The 19,556-nt window shown below is 38.0% G+C and carries 17 protein-coding genes; 10 read left to right on the forward strand and 7 right to left on the reverse strand.

What is annotated here, in order from left to right:
• Window positions 1–2: 2 nt before the first annotated feature.
• The 4 genes from MLC35_RS09940 to MLC35_RS09955 all read right to left on the reverse strand — a co-directional run bounded on the left by MLC35_RS09940 (window position 3) and on the right by MLC35_RS09955 (window position 4,776).
• Entirely contained in the window at window positions 3–1,088 is a 1,086-nt protein-coding gene (locus MLC35_RS09940) for a prohibitin family protein (protein WP_151899527.1), read from the reverse strand.
• Window positions 1,089–1,342: 254 nt separating this feature from the next.
• A complete protein-coding gene (locus MLC35_RS09945) occupies window positions 1,343–2,272 on the reverse strand; it encodes a branched-chain amino acid transaminase (RefSeq protein WP_151899526.1) in 930 nt (309 codons plus the stop codon).
• A 51-nt stretch (window positions 2,273–2,323) separates the two neighbouring features.
• Entirely contained in the window at window positions 2,324–3,304 is a 981-nt protein-coding gene (locus MLC35_RS09950; RefSeq protein ID WP_346389636.1) for a fatty acid desaturase family protein, read from the reverse strand.
• Window positions 3,305–3,447: 143 nt separating this feature from the next.
• A complete protein-coding gene (locus MLC35_RS09955; protein ID WP_434636812.1) occupies window positions 3,448–4,776 on the reverse strand; it encodes a hypothetical protein in 1,329 nt (442 codons plus the stop codon).
• Window positions 4,777–5,001: 225 nt separating this feature from the next.
• Here MLC35_RS09955 and pstS point away from each other — a divergent pair, with 225 nt between their 5' ends.
• The 6 genes from pstS (at window position 5,002) to MLC35_RS09985 (ending at window position 10,783) form a co-directional block, all read left to right on the forward strand.
• On the forward strand, window positions 5,002–6,006 hold the full coding sequence (gene pstS, locus MLC35_RS09960; RefSeq protein ID WP_346389637.1) for a phosphate ABC transporter substrate-binding protein PstS: 1,005 nt from the start codon (window positions 5,002–5,004) through the stop codon (window positions 6,004–6,006).
• 155 nt (window positions 6,007–6,161) lie between these two features.
• A complete protein-coding gene (gene pstC, locus MLC35_RS09965) occupies window positions 6,162–7,115 on the forward strand; it encodes a phosphate ABC transporter permease subunit PstC (protein ID WP_151899522.1) in 954 nt (317 codons plus the stop codon).
• Entirely contained in the window at window positions 7,112–7,918 is an 807-nt protein-coding gene (pstA, locus tag MLC35_RS09970) for a phosphate ABC transporter permease PstA (RefSeq protein ID WP_151899521.1), read from the forward strand. The genes pstC and pstA overlap by 4 nt, the downstream gene beginning before the upstream one ends.
• A gap of 17 nt (window positions 7,919–7,935) precedes the next feature.
• The gene (gene pstB, locus MLC35_RS09975; RefSeq protein WP_434580364.1) at window positions 7,936–8,718 is read left to right on the forward strand and encodes a phosphate ABC transporter ATP-binding protein PstB; all 783 of its coding nucleotides are present in this window, start codon (window positions 7,936–7,938) and stop codon (window positions 8,716–8,718) included.
• A 25-nt stretch (window positions 8,719–8,743) separates the two neighbouring features.
• Window positions 8,744–9,403 (forward strand): phosphate signaling complex PhoU family protein, encoded by a 660-nt coding sequence (locus tag MLC35_RS09980; protein ID WP_151899519.1) that lies wholly within the window; start codon window positions 8,744–8,746, stop codon window positions 9,401–9,403.
• Window positions 9,404–10,783 (forward strand): ATP-binding protein, encoded by a 1,380-nt coding sequence (locus tag MLC35_RS09985; RefSeq protein ID WP_434636814.1) that lies wholly within the window; start codon window positions 9,404–9,406, stop codon window positions 10,781–10,783.
• On the opposite strand, the gene MLC35_RS09990 is transcribed toward MLC35_RS09985, so the two are convergent.
• Both MLC35_RS09990 and MLC35_RS09995 read right to left on the reverse strand, forming a co-directional pair.
• Window positions 10,780–12,966: a sensor histidine kinase gene (locus tag MLC35_RS09990; RefSeq protein WP_434636816.1), complete on the reverse strand. Its 2,187-nt coding sequence runs from the start codon at window positions 12,964–12,966 to the stop codon at window positions 10,780–10,782. The two genes, MLC35_RS09985 and MLC35_RS09990, sit on opposite strands and share 4 nt — an antisense overlap.
• Complete coding sequence (locus MLC35_RS09995; protein ID WP_434636818.1) at window positions 12,963–14,246, reverse strand: diguanylate cyclase domain-containing protein; 1,284 nt, start codon at window positions 14,244–14,246, stop codon at window positions 12,963–12,965. Before MLC35_RS09995 ends, MLC35_RS09990 begins: the two co-directional genes overlap by 4 nt.
• A gap of 133 nt (window positions 14,247–14,379) precedes the next feature.
• Between MLC35_RS09995 and MLC35_RS10000 the strand changes: the two genes are divergently transcribed.
• The 4 genes from MLC35_RS10000 (at window position 14,380) to glnA (ending at window position 19,176) form a co-directional block, all read left to right on the forward strand.
• Window positions 14,380–16,092, forward strand: coding sequence for a lysophospholipid acyltransferase family protein (locus tag MLC35_RS10000; RefSeq protein ID WP_434636821.1), 1,713 nt, complete (start codon window positions 14,380–14,382; stop codon window positions 16,090–16,092).
• Window positions 16,092–16,478 carry an EAL domain-containing protein gene (locus MLC35_RS10005; RefSeq protein ID WP_434636823.1) on the forward strand — a complete coding sequence of 129 codons (387 nt, stop codon included), beginning with the start codon at window positions 16,092–16,094 and terminating at the stop codon, window positions 16,476–16,478. Before MLC35_RS10000 ends, MLC35_RS10005 begins: the two co-directional genes overlap by 1 nt.
• The gene (locus MLC35_RS10010; RefSeq protein WP_434636825.1) at window positions 16,420–17,619 is read left to right on the forward strand and encodes a diguanylate cyclase domain-containing protein; all 1,200 of its coding nucleotides are present in this window, start codon (window positions 16,420–16,422) and stop codon (window positions 17,617–17,619) included. The genes MLC35_RS10005 and MLC35_RS10010 overlap by 59 nt, the downstream gene beginning before the upstream one ends.
• A gap of 126 nt (window positions 17,620–17,745) precedes the next feature.
• Complete coding sequence (glnA, locus tag MLC35_RS10015) at window positions 17,746–19,176, forward strand: type I glutamate--ammonia ligase (RefSeq protein ID WP_434636828.1); 1,431 nt, start codon at window positions 17,746–17,748, stop codon at window positions 19,174–19,176.
• A 50-nt stretch (window positions 19,177–19,226) separates the two neighbouring features.
• Here the strand turns inward: glnA and MLC35_RS10020 are convergent, their stop codons facing one another.
• Window positions 19,227–19,436, reverse strand: a complete 210-nt coding sequence (locus MLC35_RS10020; RefSeq protein WP_434636831.1) for a hypothetical protein — start codon at window positions 19,434–19,436, stop codon at window positions 19,227–19,229.
• Window positions 19,437–19,556 lie beyond the last annotated feature (120 nt).

A 19,556-nucleotide genomic window follows, 5' to 3' on the forward strand; every position in this document is an offset into this window, starting at 1 on the left:
GCTTATCGTGCCGTCGTTCTTTGCTGAATATTTTTTGTATCAACCCAGATATTTGGTGTTGAACCGCCCGGTGTCAAGAATATTTTTGCATCTTTGTTGACTCTGAGTGCATCATTAAACTTGTTTTGTACTTTCATCTGTTCAAGCTGCAAAAGCTTCGTTGTCAATGATTTTGCAATTAAAATATTTGCTTTGGCATTGGCATCTGCTTCAATTGTTACGGCATCTGCTTTACCCTGTGCTTCAATTCTTGCTTTTTCCGCGATACCGCGAGCCTCTGCTGCACGTTTGAGTGCTTCTTGTTTCGCACGCTGTACTTCCTGTTCTGCCTGTTGTACCTGTTGTTTAGCCAGTTGTACTCTCTCAATCTGTGCTTTTACTTTTTCCGGCAACATAATATCACGAAGCTGGATTGACTGCAGGATTACCGGAGAGTTTTTCAGACTTTTGATACTTTCCCGTATGCCGTCTTCTATCGCAGTTGCAATTGTATTACGCATAACAGGAATAGATTCGGCATCATACTTTCCTACGACATTACGCACAACATCACGAACAACAGGATTGATTATTTTGTCTTCCCAGCTGAATCCCCAGTTTGAGATTGTCTGTGCGGCAAACTGTGCATTGAGTCTGTACTGAACAGTCAGTTCAATCGAAACCGGCAGACCCCGTTTGTCAAGCACTGTAATGGCAGGCTTTGAAATAATCCCCGAAGCATTTGAATTTGTTTCTACACGTGATGCATAGTTGATAATACGGACCTTCGTATCCACCGTATATACTTTTTGAATCACAGGAATAATAAAATGCAATCCCGGAAGCAGTGCCTGGTCCTGATACTTTCCGTTTGTACTTAAGATACCCCGTTCACCCTCTTGAATAATAATAAACGGCTTTGCCAGAACAAGCATCACAGCAACAGCAATCAAGAAATATGTCAGTGCTGCCTTCCCCCCGCCAAAATTAAAATTCAAATTTGGCATCTGAGGTCCTTTTGGACCACTGCCACCGCCTGAGTTAGAGTTGTTAAATCCTCCGCCTTCACTTTTCTTCTTGTTAAAATAGTCATTCATATCTGATGCCATTGTATTCCTTTTTTTACTTTTTAAATTTTCCTGCCATTCTCAGCCCGCACTAAAGTACGGGTCCCGAAAAAACCGCTTAACTGAAGGGCATTGACCCTAAAGAATGAGTTCCAATACAGGCTGTTTCCCGGAACCGGTACTTCAGTGCCGGCTATTGCAACTTTCTTGCCACTCTCAGCCCGGACTACAGAAAAAAATTTAGTTTTTTTCTAAGTCATGCTTTAGTATTGAAAGTCCAGGTTCCGACAGTCTTCTTAATTGATCTCATCCACATAGGTAAGATAATGCTCATATTTTTTGTTTCGACCAAATACAATGTCAAAATAGCCGCTCTGAATAATTGCCGTAATCTCCCCGCGGGAACCTCTGCCTATCTCTCTGGCGTCAACCAAAGCAACCGGTGTGATTTCTGCAGCCGTTCCTGTCAAAAATGCCTCATCCGCCACATAGACCTCTTCTCTTGTGATACGACGTCGAGTCACTTTGTATCCAAGGTCTTCAGCCATTTCAATGACAGTTTTTTGTGTGATGGAAGCTAAGGCGTTATCACTTGGCGGTGTAATAATCTCCCCGTCTTTTATCATGAAAAACGAGGCCCCGCTTGCTTCTGCAACATAACCTTCATCATCCAGAAGCAAGGCTTCATCATATCCGCAGTCAATCGCTTCATATTTTGCCATTTGGGAGTTCAAATAGTTTGCAGTGGCTTTGGCTTTTCCCATATTGGATGTGTTTGCCGGGCGTGTCATAGAAACAATTTTCAGACGAATGCCTTTACGCATACCCTCTTCCCCAAGGTAAGCACCCCATTCCCAGGCGGCAACAGCTGTCTCAACCGGTGCGTCTTTGTGGTAAAGCCCCATAATACCATAGCCTAAAAACGAAAAAGGACGAAGATAGACATTGTCCCCGGTAAATTCATTTCTTCGGATGAGTTCGATCTGTGCAATGTTTAACTCTTCAACAGTATAAGGAATATTAATCAGTGTCATTTTTGCCGACTCTTTGAGTCTTTTGGTATGATCATTCAAACGAAATATTGCATACCCTCTCTCAGTTTTATAAGCTTTTGTTCCTTCAATTACACCGTTTCCATAGTGAATTGTATGTGTGAGTACATGTACCTTTGCATCTTCCCATGCAACAAATTTTCCATTCATCCAAATATATTTGGCTGCGTCCATTAAAATCTCCAAATTGTTAATTAGTGATATTTTATCTAAATTGCTATTTACCTAATAGGATTTGAGTACATTGTTTATCTGTACATACGCCTGCAGCGGTGTTGTTTCAAAATAGGCAATACCCTTTTTCTGTGCAAATTCCTTTGTCATTTTTTGGATTTTCAGCAGATTGAACCTGGGTGCTTTTGGGAAAAGATGATGCTCTATCTGGGTATTTAATCCTCCGTAAAACCAGTGTACGAATTTCCCGCCTTTTAAAGAGCGTGAGGTACGCATCTGCAACTCCATCCATGAAAGTTTTTCGCCCACTTCTTTGTCAAATACTTCACAGCCAAGATGGTTTGTTATAAAACCAAATGCCAGCCAGACAGAAAGTGTAAGATTCAGTGTCAGGTAAACAGTAAATGCTTGAGTCAGAGGTAAAAAATAAAAAACGCTTCCCCAGATTACAGGCCAATGCAAAAGCATCAATCCAAGCTCACCCCATTTTTTACGTTTTATTACAAAATTATAAGACTGTACAATAAAAGCAGGATACATAAAGAACATAGCACCCCAAAAAACAAGATATTTGCTCTTGCGAAGCCATGTTTTGTTGCCTTTGTTGTTTGTAAATGCTCCATCAAATGCCAATATGTCAACATCTTTTTGGACAATATTGCACCAGGTATGATGGTTGACATTGTGTTTGAAATCCCACCAGGAAGAGGAGTTCGAAAGGATAAACGCTGAAAACGGATAGCTCAGTTTAAAAGACAGACGCTTGTTTTTAAAATACTGTGTATGCAAAATATCATGCGACACGAAAACGGCACGCGTAAAAACCAGAGACATAAACAGACCAAGACCTGCAGCTGCTGCAAAAGAATTGTCAATGAGATTTTTGTGATAAAAAAGTATCACATAAACAATTCCCATACTTAAAAGTATCGCTGTCATTTCAAGGCTTCCTCTCACAGGAACACGTTCTAAAAGACCTAAAGCACGGACTTTTGATTTTAATTCATCAAAATCATACGAAGATTTCGTCATTTTTACTCACTTTGTTAAAATTTATTTATTATAACATAAAATGAAATTTGTGATTTTAAAAAAATAGAAAATAGAAAGAAGTTACATGTAAAGCGGTGATGCTTTACATGTAAAAAAGGAGAAATGAAATTTGAAATTTGTTTTTAGAAGAACCACTGAGAAGTAACTTTTATTCTGCGTTCTTTCTCGTTTCCTATGTTTGCACCATATTTGTCTTCCTGGAATGTCAATCCGGCTTTGATTGAGTTCCCCATTAAATACCAGTTTACACCGGCTATTTTGGATGTCAAATCGTAACCGTCCAAATCTTTAAATTTGTCCCAAGACTCATATCTGACAAAGGGAGCAACAAAACCATAGTCTGCAAAAACATATTCACCGGTTGCATACCAGCCGTTGGATTTTCCTCTTGTCGTACTCGCCCAGTCTTTTGCAACACCGTCAAAGTCAAAATATTCTGCTTGAACAAAAGCACCTTTGTAGTGTGCTGACATTTCAAGATTTAACAGTTTGTGATCCACTGAAGTATTTACACCACCTGTTGTTGTATACTGAATATCAGGACTTACCCAGTAACCGGCACCCACTTCAAAATGTTTTCCCTGCCCAAAGTAACTTTCAGTTCTTTTTTTCTCTTCCCAGCCGTCAAACGGAGAAAGAACAATTTTACCGCCATAAAAGAAGTTCTTCTGCATAAAATTACTGCCGCCAAAAGTTGCACCCGAAGCATCATGAAGTTTTCCAGAGTAGACACCGTCACCTATAGCTACCTGGTAGTGTACTTTCTTGTTCCAGTTACCGTAAACCTGTGCATTTGTACCACGACGGTTATGGGTAATATACTGTGCCGCTTCATCCGCTACATGAGGACGGTCAAAGTGTAGCACGCGCGCTGATTTTACCGTTTCTGTACGGGAGACATCAATTTTTGCACGAAAAAGTTTAAAGTTGACCAGTGACGAACCAAAAGGTTTTTTGATTTTTACATAGGCATCACCGACATTGAATGACTGCTCTCCCTTGTCTTTATAGTTCGCTTTGTCATTTCGTACATCCATTGTAAAAGAAGCATACTTGTTAAAACCCGCTGCCACTTCAAAACGAACGCGTCTCAAATAAGCATCATAATAACTTGTTGTCGCACCTGTTGCCAAATCTTCCACACTTCTGTTTTCAAATGTACCCTGAATACGCACACCTGCTTTGAGCCACATATCAGGATTGTCCTGTGCAACAAATTTCATATTAATATGCGTCTGCTTGCCTAATAAAAAGTTTGGAGATTTCTTGTCTACTATAGTAATATTTTGTTTTGTATTTCCAAGACTGTTTGTATCCAACAGTGTTCTGTCCGGTGCAGGCTGTGTAAATACTTGTCCGTTAGCATCTTGATACAGTTTGATTTCATTAGCATTTACAGCAACTGAACTGAGGGTTAAAGCAGCTAAGGCTGATAAAACGATTTTATTCATTTTTGAATTCCTTTTTGTTTTGTTGGCGGAAGTATAAAATATCCAGGTTACATAAAGGTTACAAAACGGCAACAGGCAACAACCCTATACTATAATTGTAAATGATACAAAACAATTCAAGTGACAATACTCTTGAGGTTTGTCACAAAGTTTTTGCCATTTTGTAACCTTAGTGTAATAAAAAAAGTCTATACTTTCATAACTAAAATTAAAAAGGTGTAACAGATGACAAAAGTAATCAAGTTAGCTCTTGTAGCTTCAGTTCTTACAGGCGGACTCAGTGCAAATGATGTACTCAAAGGAAGTGGTGCTTCTTTTCCATATTCGGTATATCAAAAATGGACAAAAGCCTACTATAAAGCTACTGGTATCAAAGTTGACTATATTTCAAAAGGTTCTTCAAAAGGGATCAAAGATGCAAAAGCAAGACAGGTTGATTTTGCGGGAACAGACAAACCATTGTCACCTAAAACACTTAAGAAAAACAACCTTTATCAGTTTCCGGGTGTTGTCGGTGCAATCACAATGGGCTATAATCTTCCGGGTGTTTCTGAGTTGAAACTCAGCAGAAGTGCAATCGTTGCAATCTCTGAAGGGAAAATAAAATACTGGGACAACAAGTTGATCACTGCTGCAAACGCAGGATTGAAACTGCCACATGAAAAAGTAACATTTGTTCACCGTGCAGACGGGTCGGGAACAACATTCAACTACACATATTTTTTAAGCAAAGTATCCAAAGAGTGGCGACATACATATGGTGCAAAAAAATCTTTGAACTGGCCTGGCAATCAACATATCGGTGGAAACAAAAATACAGGTGTGGCAAGTCTTATCAAACAGACTCCCTACTCTGTCGGATACATCGACTATGCGGATGCACAGAAAAACGGCATTGTAATGGCTTCGGTTGAAAACAGAGAAGGGCACTATATCAAACCTGAATTAAAAGCATTTCAGACAGCTGCTGCAAAAGCAAACCTGGATCCCAAAAAAGATTTTTACTCTATTATTGCCGATCCCAAAGGTGCCGACTCTTATCCTATCGTAGCTGCTACATTTATCCTGGTGCCTGCTGAAAAACCTGAAATGGATAAAAAAGTAACAGCATTTTTTGACTGGTCATACAAAAACGGTCAAGAAATTGCAAAAAGTTTAGGTTTTGTTCCATTACCGGACGCACTTACAGACAAAATCAGAAAATACTGGGAAGAAAAAGGGATTAGATAATCTCTTTCTTCAAAAAAAAACAAATTTCAAATTTCACTCTCTCCTTATTTTATGTTACACTTTTTGTGTAGCATAAATTTCTTTCCTTAATGTAATCTCTTTGTAATGAAATTACAATATAATATCAAAATAAATTTACTCTAGGGTTTTCTTATATGGAAAAAATATTTCAAAAGCTCTCTTTATCAAGTGCTTCTCTTGTGCTCGTTATACTTATTGGCATATTTATCACTCTCTTTAGCGCTGCAAAGCCCGCCATTGAAGAGTTTGGACTCCATTTTCTTGTTGATCCGACATGGAACAAAGAGGTTCCTGTGGAGAGTGCTGCCGGCACAATAAACACTGCTGTAAACATCGCAGATGAAAATGCCATCGAGGATGAAGATGATATGATTCTTGATGAAGATGAAGAGTCTCAGACAAAAACACTTTATGGCGGACTTGTTCCGATAGTCGGAACAATTCTTTCTACGCTTATTGCCCTCTCTTTTGCACTGCCTATTGCTATGGGTATTGCTGTTTTTCTGGCTGAAATCGCTTCAAAAAACATCTCCAAGTTTGTCGGTATGGCCATTGAACTTTTGGCGGCAATTCCGAGTATCATTTTTGGTATGTGGGGGCTCTACTATTTTGCCCCCATTATCTCCGATACCTTTGGCGGCTATCAGGTCTCTTTGCTGACCGCCGGACTTGTTCTTGGCATTATGATTCTTCCCTTTATGGCAGCCATCACCCGTGACAGTATGAATACAACCCCTGATGTACTCAAAGAGTCTGCCTATGCGCTTGGTGCCACAAAATTTGAAGTGGTCAAAGATATTATATTTCCCTACTCAAAGGTTGGTATTATAGGCTCTATCATCTTGGCACTCGGACGCGCCTTGGGAGAGACTATGGCTGTTGCATTTTTGATTGGAGCAGTCTATTCACTGCCTGAAAAGATTACTGACCCTACCATCTCCATTCCTGTTGCTATGGCTGTAAACTTTGGCGAAGCCAGCGGACTGGGAGAAAGTGCACTCTTTTACCTCGGGCTTATCCTTTTTGTTATGAGTTTTATCATCATTTCAGTTGCCAAATTTTACTTTTTGAAAAAGGCTAAATTATGAGACTTCTGCTAAACAAAATCTTTTTGGCACTTTCGGTAACTTCTGCACTTATAGGCATTGGTTTTTTAGGATGGATTCTTGCCGTCCTTTTTATCAAAGGACTCTCTTCGCTTCATTTAAGCCTCTTTCTCAATGACCTTGTTGACGGGGGACTCAGAAATCTTTTGGTGGGGCAGCTTGTTCTTGCCTCTTTGGCAGGTGCTATAGGAATACCGCTGGGAATGCTTGCAGGTATTTATATACGCGAATACGGAAGAGGAAAATATCCGGAACTGATTCGGGATTTGAGTGACATCATGATGTCCGCACCTTCTATTGTAATCGGAGCCTTTGTCTATGCCATAGCCGTTGCCCCTTATGGAGGAGCCAACGGATTTGCCGGTATTTTAGCGCTTACCATTATGATGGTTCCTATCATCATCAACACAACAGACTCTATGCTCTCTCTTGTTCCCAAGGAGTTACGAGAAGCAGGTATTGCCCTTGGTGCATCAAAATACCGTGTTATCCTGGACATCGTTATAAAAGCCGCAAAAGTGGGAATCATGACAGGTATTCTTTTGGCATTTGCAAGAATTGCCGGTGAAACGGCACCGCTGCTCTTTACAAGTGAAACAAGCAACTATTTCAGTCTCGATCTCACACAGAGTTTTCCCTCTTTGACTGTCAGTATTTATAATCTTGCCAATGAACCTGAAGAGTCGAGTCGTGATCTTGCCTGGGCTGCTTCATTTATACTGACAATGATGGTTTTAGTTATCAACCTGCTGGGTCGATTTATCACAAGAAACAAACACAAATAACTAAGGAAACAAAAATTATGCCTGTAATGAATATTAAAAAATTCTCTTTTACCTATCCTGGGGCCGACGAGCCCTCTTTAAAAAATATAAATCTATCCATAGAGAAAAATAAAATTACTGCTCTTATCGGTCCGAGCGGTTGCGGAAAATCAACACTTTTACGCTCTATGAACCGTATACATGACCTGTATCCCGGTAATAAATATGACGGAAAGATTGAGTTACTTAATGAAGCAACCGGAAAATATCAAAATATTCTTGAAATTAAAAAAGAGAATGAATTTATAGAACTCCGCCAAAAAGTCGGTATGATTTTTCAAAAACCGACACCTTTTCCTATGAGTATTTTTGACAATGTTGCCTACGGATTGAAAATTGCAGGCATCAAAAACAAAAGTGAACTTGCCGACCGCGTAGAGACAGCACTCAAGGGCAGTGCATTATGGAAAGAAGTCCATGACAGGCTCAACAAGTCTGCAATGGGACTCTCAGGCGGACAGCAACAGAGACTCTGCATTGCCCGCGCAGTAGCAGTCAAACCCGAAGTCATTCTTTTTGATGAACCGACCTCCGCCCTTGACCCCATCTCAACAAGTGCCATTGAAGAACTGCTGGTGGAACTGAAAAAAGATGTCAGCATTGCAATTGTGACACACAATATGCAGCAGGCTTCGCGTATCAGTGACTATACTGCATTTATGTACCTTGGAGATTTGATAGAATTTGACAAAACAGAAAACATCTTTTTAAATCCTAAAGAGAAAAAAACAGAAGACTATATCACAGGTAGATTCGGATAAATTATAAAAAACAAAGGAGTCAAAAATGTTACCTACATTTAGAACAAGCCTCGATGAAATAAGAAAAAAACTTACACATATCGGAGAAAATCTTGTAACTGCCAATACACTCATTCTCCAGGCATTACAAAACTGCGATGAAAAAACCTTTAATGATGCAAGAAACAGCATCAAAAACATTACGGCAAAAGCGGATGAAATTGACAATGCAATCATTAAAGTCCTTGCTCTGTATACACCAGAAGCAAGAGACCTGCGACAGGTTGTTGCCTACTTTAAAATAAGCAATGAACTCTCACGCGCATGCTCCAATACAAGAAGTTTCATACGGGGATTTACTGATGTATGCAAAGACCTTGACGTCAAAGAGATTAACGAATATGCAAGCCTGATGCAGACCTCGACGGTCAAAGCCATTACAACAACAGTAAGAATGATCAATGTTGATGACATGGATGAACTTCAGGAGATGTATGAAGAGGTACTTATCGAGGAAAACAAAGTTGATGACCTGTATGAAATGATAGAACGAAAGCTTGTAGAACAGGCCGAAGGCTCGAGTACCTTTGAAAAATATCACAAGATGCTCAGAGCACTTCGAAAAAGTGAAAAAATCGCCAGCAGGGCAATCAGCGTGGCAAACCTGCTGGTATATATCAAGATCGGTGGAAACATCCACAATTAAATGAAAAAAATTTCCCGAATAGTATTAGAGAAGTTTTTAGCACTCTTTTTAGCACTCTTTTTAATAGTGAGTGCTATAGTCTACTATTGGGTATATGAATTTTATCTTCACTCTTCAAAAGAAGCACTTATGCAAGCCACTGAGCTTGTCTCTTTCACTATCAACAAAGACACAGACCTTGATGCACTTGCAAAAAAGGTAAAAAAACAGCTCCATTTGCGCCTAACAATTATAGATGAAGAGGGCAATATCCTGGCGGAATCTGACAAAGACAAACATACTATGGACAACCATAAATACAGAGACGAAATTGTACAGGCAAACAGGGAAAAACACGGCTACACCATACGCCACTCACATACTCTTGACAAAGATCTGCAGTATGTGGCAAAAAAATACACCATTGACGGCAGAGTTCTCTATGTACGGGTTGCACGTGAAATCAAAGGTGTCCGCAGTGAAATCATCAACCTTGGCATTAAAATAGCCTTTGTTTTACTGCTCTTTTTTCTTATCGTTCTTTACATGTCCTACAGAATAAATATACAGATTCAACATGAAACAAAAAGAATAGTGGACTTTTTAAAATCTTTGACAAAAAAGAAAAAAGATACCTATATAAAATCTGACTTTTCCCAGGAATTTTCCCATATAACAAACCTGCTTACAAAAGTTTCACAGATTCTTGTCAAAAAAGAGAAACAAAAAACAAAATATACGCAAAAACTCCAAAAACTCAATGAACAAAAAGATGATATTATTTCTGCGATATCCCATGAGTTTAAAAACCCTATCGCGGTTGTAAACGGCTACTCACAGACACTTCTTGATGATGAAAACATCAACCCGAGTATACGAAAGAAATTTCTTACAAAAATCTATACAAACGGTACAAAACTCAGTGAGCTTATAGATACCCTCAGACTCTCCATGAAACTTGATGGCGGGCACCAGGCTTTAAATACACGCAAAGTAAATTTATATAATCTGGTACAAGAAACAGCACAAAACCTGGGACTGCATTATAAAAACAAAAAAATTATTGTCAATGGAGACAAAACCCTGGCCATAGAGATTGATCCGACACTTTTTGGCATTGTCATTACAAACCTGATAGAAAATGCTTTTAAATATTCCGAAGATGAAGTCATAGTCAATATCAGTCAAAATTCACTCGAAGTTATTGATACAGGAATAGGTATTTCTGAAAAAGATTTGCAAAACATTACAAACAAATTTTACAGAGTCCACTCGAATCGATGGAACAACTCTTTGGGTCTGGGACTCTTTCTCGTGAACAATATCATTCAGCTGCACAACTTTAAACTTGTCATCAGAAGCAAACTGAATGAAGGCTCCAGTTTTACTATTGTCTTTTAACTCTCCTGCGTAAAGTCGATGATAAACTCGGCTCCCTCTTTTGTATTGCTTGCATGTAAATGTCCGCCCATGTTTTGTTCAATTATTATCTTTGACATATAGAGTCCTACACCTGTACCCATGCCCTGCTCTTTTGTTGTAAAGTAGGGTTCAAACACTCTTTTTATAATTTCCTCCGGTATTCCGCCTCCGTTATCTGTGATAATTATCTTTTTGTTTTTCAATATAATGTCTATTTTTCCATACTCTTTACGGTTGTGGACAATGGCATCTTTTGCATTGGATATAATATTGAGAATAACCTGCTGAAACTCACCTTCAAGCCCATGAAGCATAAAATCCTCTCCATGCAGTGATATTTCAATATTGTGACTTTTTAACTGTGCATTTACCAAAGAAAGAGTGTTTTCAATGCTTTGTTTTACCCAAAAATCCTGTTTGACTTTATCAACTCTGAAAAAGTTTCTAAAATCATCTATGGTTTGACTCATAAAGTTTATTGTCTGTGTCTGTTTGTCAATAAATTCATCTATAAACTCTTTGTCAATTAAACCCTCCTCATAATCATCATCAAGATTTTGAATATTGATATTGAGTGAATTCAGCGGTTGTCTCCACTGATGCGCTATGGCTCCGACCATCTCCCCCATCGCAGCCAGCTTTGCCTGTTCCTGGAGCATTTTGTCTTTTTGCAGTATCTCGTTTGTACGTTTTTCTATCTCTTCTTTGAGGTGTTCATTGAGCTGTTGCAGTTGTGTCTCAAGTTTCTGTCTTTTGCTGACATCTATCAAATAGCCTAAAAAGTGCGTTATTCTCCCTTTTTTATCACGAATAAAAAGCGTTGTCTGTTCTACCCATTTTTTTGTTTTGTCTTTTGTCGTGATTTGATATGGCTGATGTTTTAAAATATCTAAATTCTTTTCAAATGCTTCTGTAAGTTCATGGAGGGCGTTTTGCAAATCCTCTGCATCTATCAAATCAGGATATTCGATTTCACCGTTTACAAACGCCTCTTTTGTGTATCCTGTCAAAGAGGCAACATTGTTTGAGACATATTCGACACTCCAGTGAATATCATTTTGCCATCTAAAAAGAGCAATATCTCCCTTGTCAAAAAGTTCCAGGAGTTTTTGTTGTTCCTGAGCTGTTTCTTTGAGTGCTTTTTTTCGAATAAACTGTAGATAAAAAAGATACACAAGCAAAAACAAGCCTAAAAGCAAAATCAGACTGATGAGCTTAAAATTGTACAAAATAGACTGGATATTTGAATTATCTGCATATAACACAAGATAGGCTACTGTCTGCTTTGATTTTACATTTTTAACAGGTAAAAAAGAGACAACTTCGACACTTTTTCCTGTTTTTTGATACAAAGAAAAAGCCTTGCATTTTTGCATATTTTCTTTTATCTCCTGCTGATGTTTTTGAATAATATTTTCTTTCAAATACTGCAGATACTGTGGTCGAACCCCTTTTGTATAAACAAACATGTAGTCATCTGATTCTATACTTGTTTTATAGTGTGCTAAAAATTCTTTGTCTTTATACCATTTCACATCAAATACTTTTTTATTGACCAAAAAATGTGTGTAGAGTCTGTTTACTTTGGCAAGTCTGTTTTGAAAAGATTCTGAGGAAAAAGATATTTCATAGGCACAGATATACTTTCCCCCGTCAAACAAAGGAAAAACATTACGAAAACCATGCGCAATACGCCCCTGCTCAAACCCTGCAATCGCTTTATGTGTTTTATTGACATACTCAAAAGTATAGCGAATACCTGTTAAATCATCCCCGTATCTGTCCGGTTTGTGCATGCGTAAAAAAGAGACATTGTCGGGGAGTACAAACTGCATTTGTAAAACACCACGTTTTCGAATTTCGCTGTATTGCTTTTTCAAATGTTGATACAATTCTTTACGCAGAAACTCTCTTTTTGCCTCCGTTACATGTAAAGCCTCCTGCAATATACGCAAAACCGTTGCATCATTAGACACAAAGGCATTTAAAGAGGCTGCATCTGCCTTGTCTGTCTCATTTACTATTTCATAATTTATTTTCAAATGCCTGAGAACCGAAGAGAGCTCTCTTTGAATTAAGTGGTTTTTATGATAGTTGTTCAGGTACTGGCTTACCACAAACAAAAGTAAAAATAAAAGTAAAAATTTTATTTTCTGTTTCATTTTTTACTTACCACCCGGTTTCTTCCTTTCTCTTTTGCACTGTATAAAGCTTCATCCGCTCTTTGGAGCATTGATTTGAGCGTATCCCCTTTTTTATAAGCAGTGACACCAAAGCTCAGTGTAATCTTTCCATATTCCTGAGCATGAAGTTCTTCAAATTTTTTTCTGCATTTTTCAAGAAGCAGCTGTGCGTCATTAAGTGCTGTTTGCGGCAAAAGCATAACAAACTCTTCTCCGCCCCATCTTGCTATAGTATCGGCACTTCGGGTACACGAAGTCAGTGTATTGGCGACAAGTTTCAAAATTTCATCCCCAACCAGGTGTCCGTATCTGTCATTAAAAAGTTTAAAATGGTCTATATCTGCTATAGCCAAAGAGAGGGGATAGCCATATCTTTTGACCTGAGAAAGCTCATACGCAAAAATCTCTTCAAACTTGTTTCTGTTATAGAGTCCTGTAAGCATATCATGGTTGGCTTTTTTTGTAATGGCTTCTCTTTGTTTTTCTATTTCAGTTACATCTGTAAAGTTCATCAGAAACTGTGTTTCATTAATCCTGGAAATATTGACCAAAAATGATTTTTTCTCATGTTTGGTGTTTACAATCGTTGTAATTCTCTGTGTCTCATTCAAAGAGTTTATAAAATCATACAGACTGTTGCCTTTTTCCAGGAAAGCCTGTATATTTTTCGTAGTGATACTGTCCTCTTCATTTGAAAAAATGTTAATAATAGAATGAAATTTTTCATTAAATTCTTCTACACTCTCTACTCCAAAGTATTTCAAAAAAGATTTTGAGGCAAAACTGACATGTTCAATATTTGCAATAACAGACATACTGTTTTCAGAATCTATAATATACTGCAGAATTTCTCTCTGTTCTTCATACTCTTTTTCAATAATGATATTTTTGGCAAGTTTTTCTATCAAAGCGGTTAAGGATTTTTTTTGCACAGGTTTAAGCAGATACCCCTCCACCTGCAACTCTATCGCTTCCAGCAGATAGGCACTTTCACTGTGTGCTGTTGTAAATATAACCTTTGCATCCTCGTCCATCTCTTTTATGGCCCGAATCATATCAAGACCGTTCATTTTAGGCATTTTAATATCGCTTACAACAATATCAGGCTGATACTTTTTAAAACATTCGAGTCCGACAATACCGTTGTTGGCTGTATATAATTTTTTGCTTATCCGTTTGAGTGCACGGGCATAGCCTTCGCGCACGTCATCTTCATCTTCTACATACAAAATCCTTATCTGTTTTGCATATTCAGGCATGAGCATCCCTTTTCAATATTTTCCACTAAATTAAGTATACAGAATTATCTTGAATTATATATAAGGAAAAATGTAATCTCTGTGTAACCTCTCTTTACTATAATTTTTCAACGCAATACAAAAAAGAGTATGTATGATTGATGTTGAAAAAATGATTATAAAAAAATACCCCAAACTTAAAAACTCCAGGGTGATCAAAGGTGCAATTTCAAAATTTGCAGATTCTGTAGTCCATGAGAAACAAATCAATGAATTTATCAAAAAGAACAGGCATTTGGGCAGTTTTGAGTTTATTGACGAAGCATTGCAATACCTCAACTTTGATTTTTCCGTCTCCGACAAGGATCTTCAAAACATTCCTTCCTCCGGACGCGTTGTCATTATTGCCAATCATCCGCTTGGTTCTTTGGATGCACTCGCACTTATCAAACTTGTCAGTAATGTCAGAAAAGATATAAAAGTTGTTGCAAATGATTTTTTAGAAGTCATCACTCCCATAAAAAATATTTTCATCAATGTCAACAATTTTAAAGCACGGCAAAAAAAAGAAGCCGTTACACAGGTATATGCAGCACTTGATGCAGAAGAGGCTGTCATCATTTTTCCTTCCGGCGAAGTAAGCCGGGCTACTCCGACAGGAATAAAAGACAAGGTTTGGCACAAAGGTTTTTTAAAATTTGCCAAAAAAGGCAATGCTCCTATACTTCCCGTATTTATAGGAGGGAAGAATTCCAAAACCTTTTACTCCGTATCAGCGCTGAACAAAAAACTTGCAGCCCTGCTTCTTGCACACGAAATGTTTAAACAAAAACACAAAGCTATTGAGATGATTGTAGGCGAACTCATTCCTTATGAAAACATCACGCCAAAGGGGATACAAAAGGACAAACTCCTCAAACTCTATAAAAAACATCTGTATGCCCTCAAAAGAAATGAGAGCTATTTTGAAACCCAAAAAGCAATTGCCCATCCCGAAGACAGACGGGATCTCAAAAAAGAGTTAAAATCATCACAACTGCTCGGAGAGACAAAAGACGGAAAAAAAATTTATCTCTACAGCAGCAATGACAACAACTCTATTATCATCAATGAAATAGGACGGCTCAGAGAGCTCTCCTTTCGCAAAGTCGGAGAGGGTATCAACAAAAAAAGAGATATAGACAAATATGACAGATATTATAAACACATTATACTCTGGGATGAGGAAGATCTTGAAATAGTCGGAGCATACCGTATAGCCGAATGTACGGATATCATAAAAAACTTTGGCGTTGATGCCCTTTATACAACAACACTTTTTGATTACAACGAAGCATTTTTGTCTTACCTCCCTGATGCCATAGAACTTGGCAGAAGTTTTGTCCAGCCAAAATACTGGGGTTCCCGGGCGCTTGATTATTTGTGGTACGGCATAGGTGCATATCTCAAAAACAATTCGCATATCCGTTACATGTACGGTCCAGTTTCACTGAGTGAAAGTTATGCCAAAACAGCCAAAGATATGATTTTATACTTTTATGATGAAAACTTTCAAGACAGACAAAATCTTGTCAGGGCAAAAAATCCCTACAACTTTAAAACAGATGAAACACTCGTGGCAAATCTTAAAAAAGAGTTCAGTGCACCGGAATACAAAGAGAATTTCAAAACACTCAAAAAAGCGCTTGGCAGTATCAATACAAATATTCCAACGCTTTACAAACAGTATGCCGATCTGTGTGAAAAAGGCGGCATACAATTTTGCGCCTACAACATAGACAGTGATTTTTCCAACTGTATAGACAGCTTTATAATCGTCGACATTTCAAAAATAAAAGAATCCCAAAAAAAGAGATATCTAAAATAATGAATAATGAACTCACCCAACACTGGAAAAACAATCTTAAAATTCTTGATGTGGCTTTTCAGCCTATCATCAATATCCATACAGGAACACTCTACGGTGTCGAAGCCCTGTTGAGAAATTTTCAGGATGTCGGATTTAAATCTATCTTTGCACTCTTTGATGCTGTTTATAAAGAGAAACTTTTGTACTCTTTTGATTTGGCACTGAGAGAAAAAGCTTTAAAAAAATACACACAGATACAAAGCTATAAGAACATAAAGCTCTTTTATAATCTGGATAACCGGGTTTTGGAAATGGAAAATTTTTCTGCAGGGACTTGCGACCAATATGAAAAAAAAGCTTATGGTTCGCAACATCACACATCTTGCCATTCAACTGGGCATTAAGGTGATTGCCGAAGGTGTTGAGACAAAAGAAGAGTACCTTACATGTAAAGACATCGGCTGCCATTTGGCACAGGGCTATCTTATTCAGAAACCTACAAAAAATACACAAAAAATTTATCAGCAATACACAAATATCATTGACATTATAAAGTTCGACAGACGGATAAGTGACAAAAATATTTTACTGAAAAACAATATAGACAAAATTCAGCCTTTAAAACTTAAAACAAAAATGAATCTGGTCATAGAGTATTTTAAAAAGAATCAGAGTGTTCCCATTGTTCCTCTTGTAAATTCCCAAAATGAGCCTGTGGGAATATTGCTTGAATCTGACATCAAAGAGTTTCTTTACTCTCCCTACGGCATGTCTTTACTCTTAAATGAACAGAATAACTCAAAACTGGAAAACCTGCTTCACCCCTGCGGGCATGCAGATATCAACAGCAACACCACTACCCTTATAGAACTTTTTGCGAACAATCCTGAATCTTCAGGCATTATTATTACAAAAAACTCAGGCTATTATGGATTTTTGTCCGCAAAAGCAATTATCAACATGATGCATCAGGAAAATATGATTCAGGCCAGAGACCAAAATCCGCTTACAAAACTTCCCGGAAACACAATGATTGAAAAATACATATACAAAGTATCCCAATCCTCAGCATCCTATCTTCTGTGCTATTTTGACCTCGACAATTTCAAAGCCTTTAATGATGTGCACGGTTTTCGAAACGGTGACAGGATTATTCAGCTTTTTGCAGATATTATGAGAAAAGAACTGCCAAAAGATGTTTTCAAAGCCCACATAGGAGGTGATGACTTTTTTGTTGCCTGGGAGAATAAAGATTTTACCCATAACTCTTTTGACATGAAAATGATAGAAAATATTTTGGAAAAATTTGCTTCCTCGGCAAAAGAATTTTATAATAAAAAAGATAAAGAGAATGGCTATATCATTTCCAAAAACAGAAAAGAGCAAACATGCAGATTTCCGCTTCTCACAGCAAGTGCCTCCTTGCTTATCACTCCAGAGAAAAAATCATGCATAAGTGAAGAGAGTATAAATACAATTCTCTCCTGTCAAAAAAAAGTTGCAAAAAATGAGCCAAAACATCTTGCTGTGAGTTCTTTGATTTAAAAAACTTTCATTTTTATCACAATATGAAACAAATCTGAGAAATTGATTATATTTTCATCATTCTCAAAGTTATAAATTTGTTTTAATAAGATATACTACATGCAGATAAAATTCAGGAGATAATTAATGGGAAAATTCGTTAATAACATAGAAGAGTTCTTTACATTTTGTAATGAAAATGATGTACAATTTGTAGATTTGAGATTTAGTGATATTAAAGGTTCATGGCACCACCTTACATACCGTTACAGTGCAGTAAATGCAGAAAATTTAGAAAACGGTTTCCCGTTTGACGGTTCTTCTGTCGAAAACTGGCAACCGATTAACAAATCGGACATGCTTTTAAAAGCAGATGTTCCGACTGCATTTCTTGATCCTTTTACTGCCGATCCTACTGTGATTCTTATCTGTGATGTATATGACATTTACAAAAATGAATTATATGAAAGATGTCCGCGTTCAATCGCAAAAAAAGCACTTAAATATGCCGAAGATATCGGAATAGCTGATGCTGCATACTTTGGTCCGGAAAATGAATTTTTTATCTTTGATGATGTTAAATTTGTTGACAACATCAATGAGATGGGATTCAAAGTAGACACAGAAGAGGGTGAATGGAATTCAAACACCGGATATGACGAAATGTACAATACGGGTCACAGACCGGGAACAAAGGGCGGTTATTTCCCTGTAGCACCGACAGATTCTATGGTAGACATGCGTGCTGAAATGATGCAGGTGTTAGAGCAGGTTGGTCTTGAAGTTGTTCTTGGACACCACGAAGTTGCCCAGGGTCAAGGGGAAATCGGTATCGTTTTCGGTGACATCATCACTGCTGGTGACAATGTTCAAAAATACAAATATGTTGTAAAAATGATAGCGCACCTCAACGGTAAAACTGCTACATTTATGCCAAAACCATTATATGGTGACAACGGAAACGGAATGCATGTTCACCAGTCACTGTGGAAAAACGGCAAAAACCTTTTCTATAAAGAAGGCAATTATGGAAACCTAAGTGAAATGGCAATTCATTATGCAGGCGGAATTTTCAAACATGCTGCTGCAGTTGCTGCATTTACAAACCCGTCAACAAACTCATACAAACGTCTTATTCCTGGGTTTGAAGCACCAAGCATTTTGACTTACTCTTCTCAAAACCGCTCAGCTGCCTGTCGTATTCCGTATGGTGCAGGTGAAAAAGCAACACGTATTGAAATGAGATTCCCGGACTCTTCATCTTGTCCTTACCTTGCTTTTGCTGTAATGATGATGGCGGGACTAGACGGTATCAAACATGCTACAATCCCTGTCGGTCCGATGGATGAAGACCTGTTTGAACTTTCTCTTGATGAAATTCGTGAAAAAAACATTCCACAAATGCCGCACACACTTCGTGAAGCATTAGAAGGTCTTATTGCAGACAACGAATTCTTAAAGCCGGTATTTACATCTGAATTTATAGAAGCATACCAGCACTATAAATTTGAACGTGATGTATGGCCGGACGAAGGTCGCCCGACTGCATACGAATTCAAAACTACCTACCAGTGCTAAGAACTTTAGTTTAGGCTATATGTTCTAAGCTTTTTCGGAACCCGTACTTTCTATGCTAAAGCATGGGTTCCGACAAAATATCTCGGAATCGGTACTTCAGTGCCGACTGTTGCTACTTTCATGACACTCTCAGCCCACCCTGAAGGATGGGTTCCGAAAAGCAACACCCCTCTGCTCGGAATCGGTACTTCAGTGCCGACTGTTGCTACTTTTATGACACTCTCAGCCCGCACTGCAGAAAAAAATTTAGTTTTTCTCACAAGTCATGCGTCAGCATAGAAAGTACGGGTTCCAAATAAAAGCCCATTAAATCAAAAATTCGATATAATTGCAAACATAATAGTCCTGTATAAGAGTGCAGCTATTAAATAATTCAAGAA

This window comes from Sulfurimonas sp. NW7 (assembly GCF_051132265.1).
Lineage (GTDB): Bacteria > Campylobacterota > Campylobacteria > Campylobacterales > Sulfurimonadaceae > Sulfurimonas > Sulfurimonas hydrogeniphila.

Excerpts from the sequence above, each read along its gene's own strand:
- MLC35_RS09940 (WP_151899527.1), bottom strand. The coding sequence starts at position 1,088 with ATGGCATCAGATATGAATGACTATTTTAACAAGAAGAAAAGTGAAGGC.
- MLC35_RS09945 (WP_151899526.1), bottom strand. The coding sequence starts at position 2,272 with ATGGACGCAGCCAAATATATTTGGATGAATGGAAAATTTGTTGCATGG.
- MLC35_RS09950 (WP_346389636.1), bottom strand. The coding sequence starts at position 3,304 with ATGACGAAATCTTCGTATGATTTTGATGAATTAAAATCAAAAGTCCGT.
- MLC35_RS09955 (WP_434636812.1), bottom strand. The coding sequence starts at position 4,776 with ATGAATAAAATCGTTTTATCAGCCTTAGCTGCTTTAACCCTCAGTTCA.
- pstS (WP_346389637.1), top strand. The coding sequence starts at position 5,002 with ATGACAAAAGTAATCAAGTTAGCTCTTGTAGCTTCAGTTCTTACAGGC.
- pstC (WP_151899522.1), top strand. The coding sequence starts at position 6,162 with ATGGAAAAAATATTTCAAAAGCTCTCTTTATCAAGTGCTTCTCTTGTG.
- pstA (WP_151899521.1), top strand. The coding sequence starts at position 7,112 with ATGAGACTTCTGCTAAACAAAATCTTTTTGGCACTTTCGGTAACTTCT.
- pstB (WP_434580364.1), top strand. The coding sequence starts at position 7,936 with ATGCCTGTAATGAATATTAAAAAATTCTCTTTTACCTATCCTGGGGCC.
- MLC35_RS09980 (WP_151899519.1), top strand. The coding sequence starts at position 8,744 with ATGTTACCTACATTTAGAACAAGCCTCGATGAAATAAGAAAAAAACTT.
- MLC35_RS09985 (WP_434636814.1), top strand. The coding sequence starts at position 9,404 with ATGAAAAAAATTTCCCGAATAGTATTAGAGAAGTTTTTAGCACTCTTT.
- MLC35_RS09990 (WP_434636816.1), bottom strand. The coding sequence starts at position 12,966 with ATGAAACAGAAAATAAAATTTTTACTTTTATTTTTACTTTTGTTTGTG.
- MLC35_RS09995 (WP_434636818.1), bottom strand. The coding sequence starts at position 14,246 with ATGCCTGAATATGCAAAACAGATAAGGATTTTGTATGTAGAAGATGAA.
- MLC35_RS10000 (WP_434636821.1), top strand. The coding sequence starts at position 14,380 with ATGATTGATGTTGAAAAAATGATTATAAAAAAATACCCCAAACTTAAA.
- MLC35_RS10005 (WP_434636823.1), top strand. The coding sequence starts at position 16,092 with ATGAATAATGAACTCACCCAACACTGGAAAAACAATCTTAAAATTCTT.
- MLC35_RS10010 (WP_434636825.1), top strand. The coding sequence starts at position 16,420 with ATGAAAAAAAAGCTTATGGTTCGCAACATCACACATCTTGCCATTCAA.
- glnA (WP_434636828.1), top strand. The coding sequence starts at position 17,746 with ATGGGAAAATTCGTTAATAACATAGAAGAGTTCTTTACATTTTGTAAT.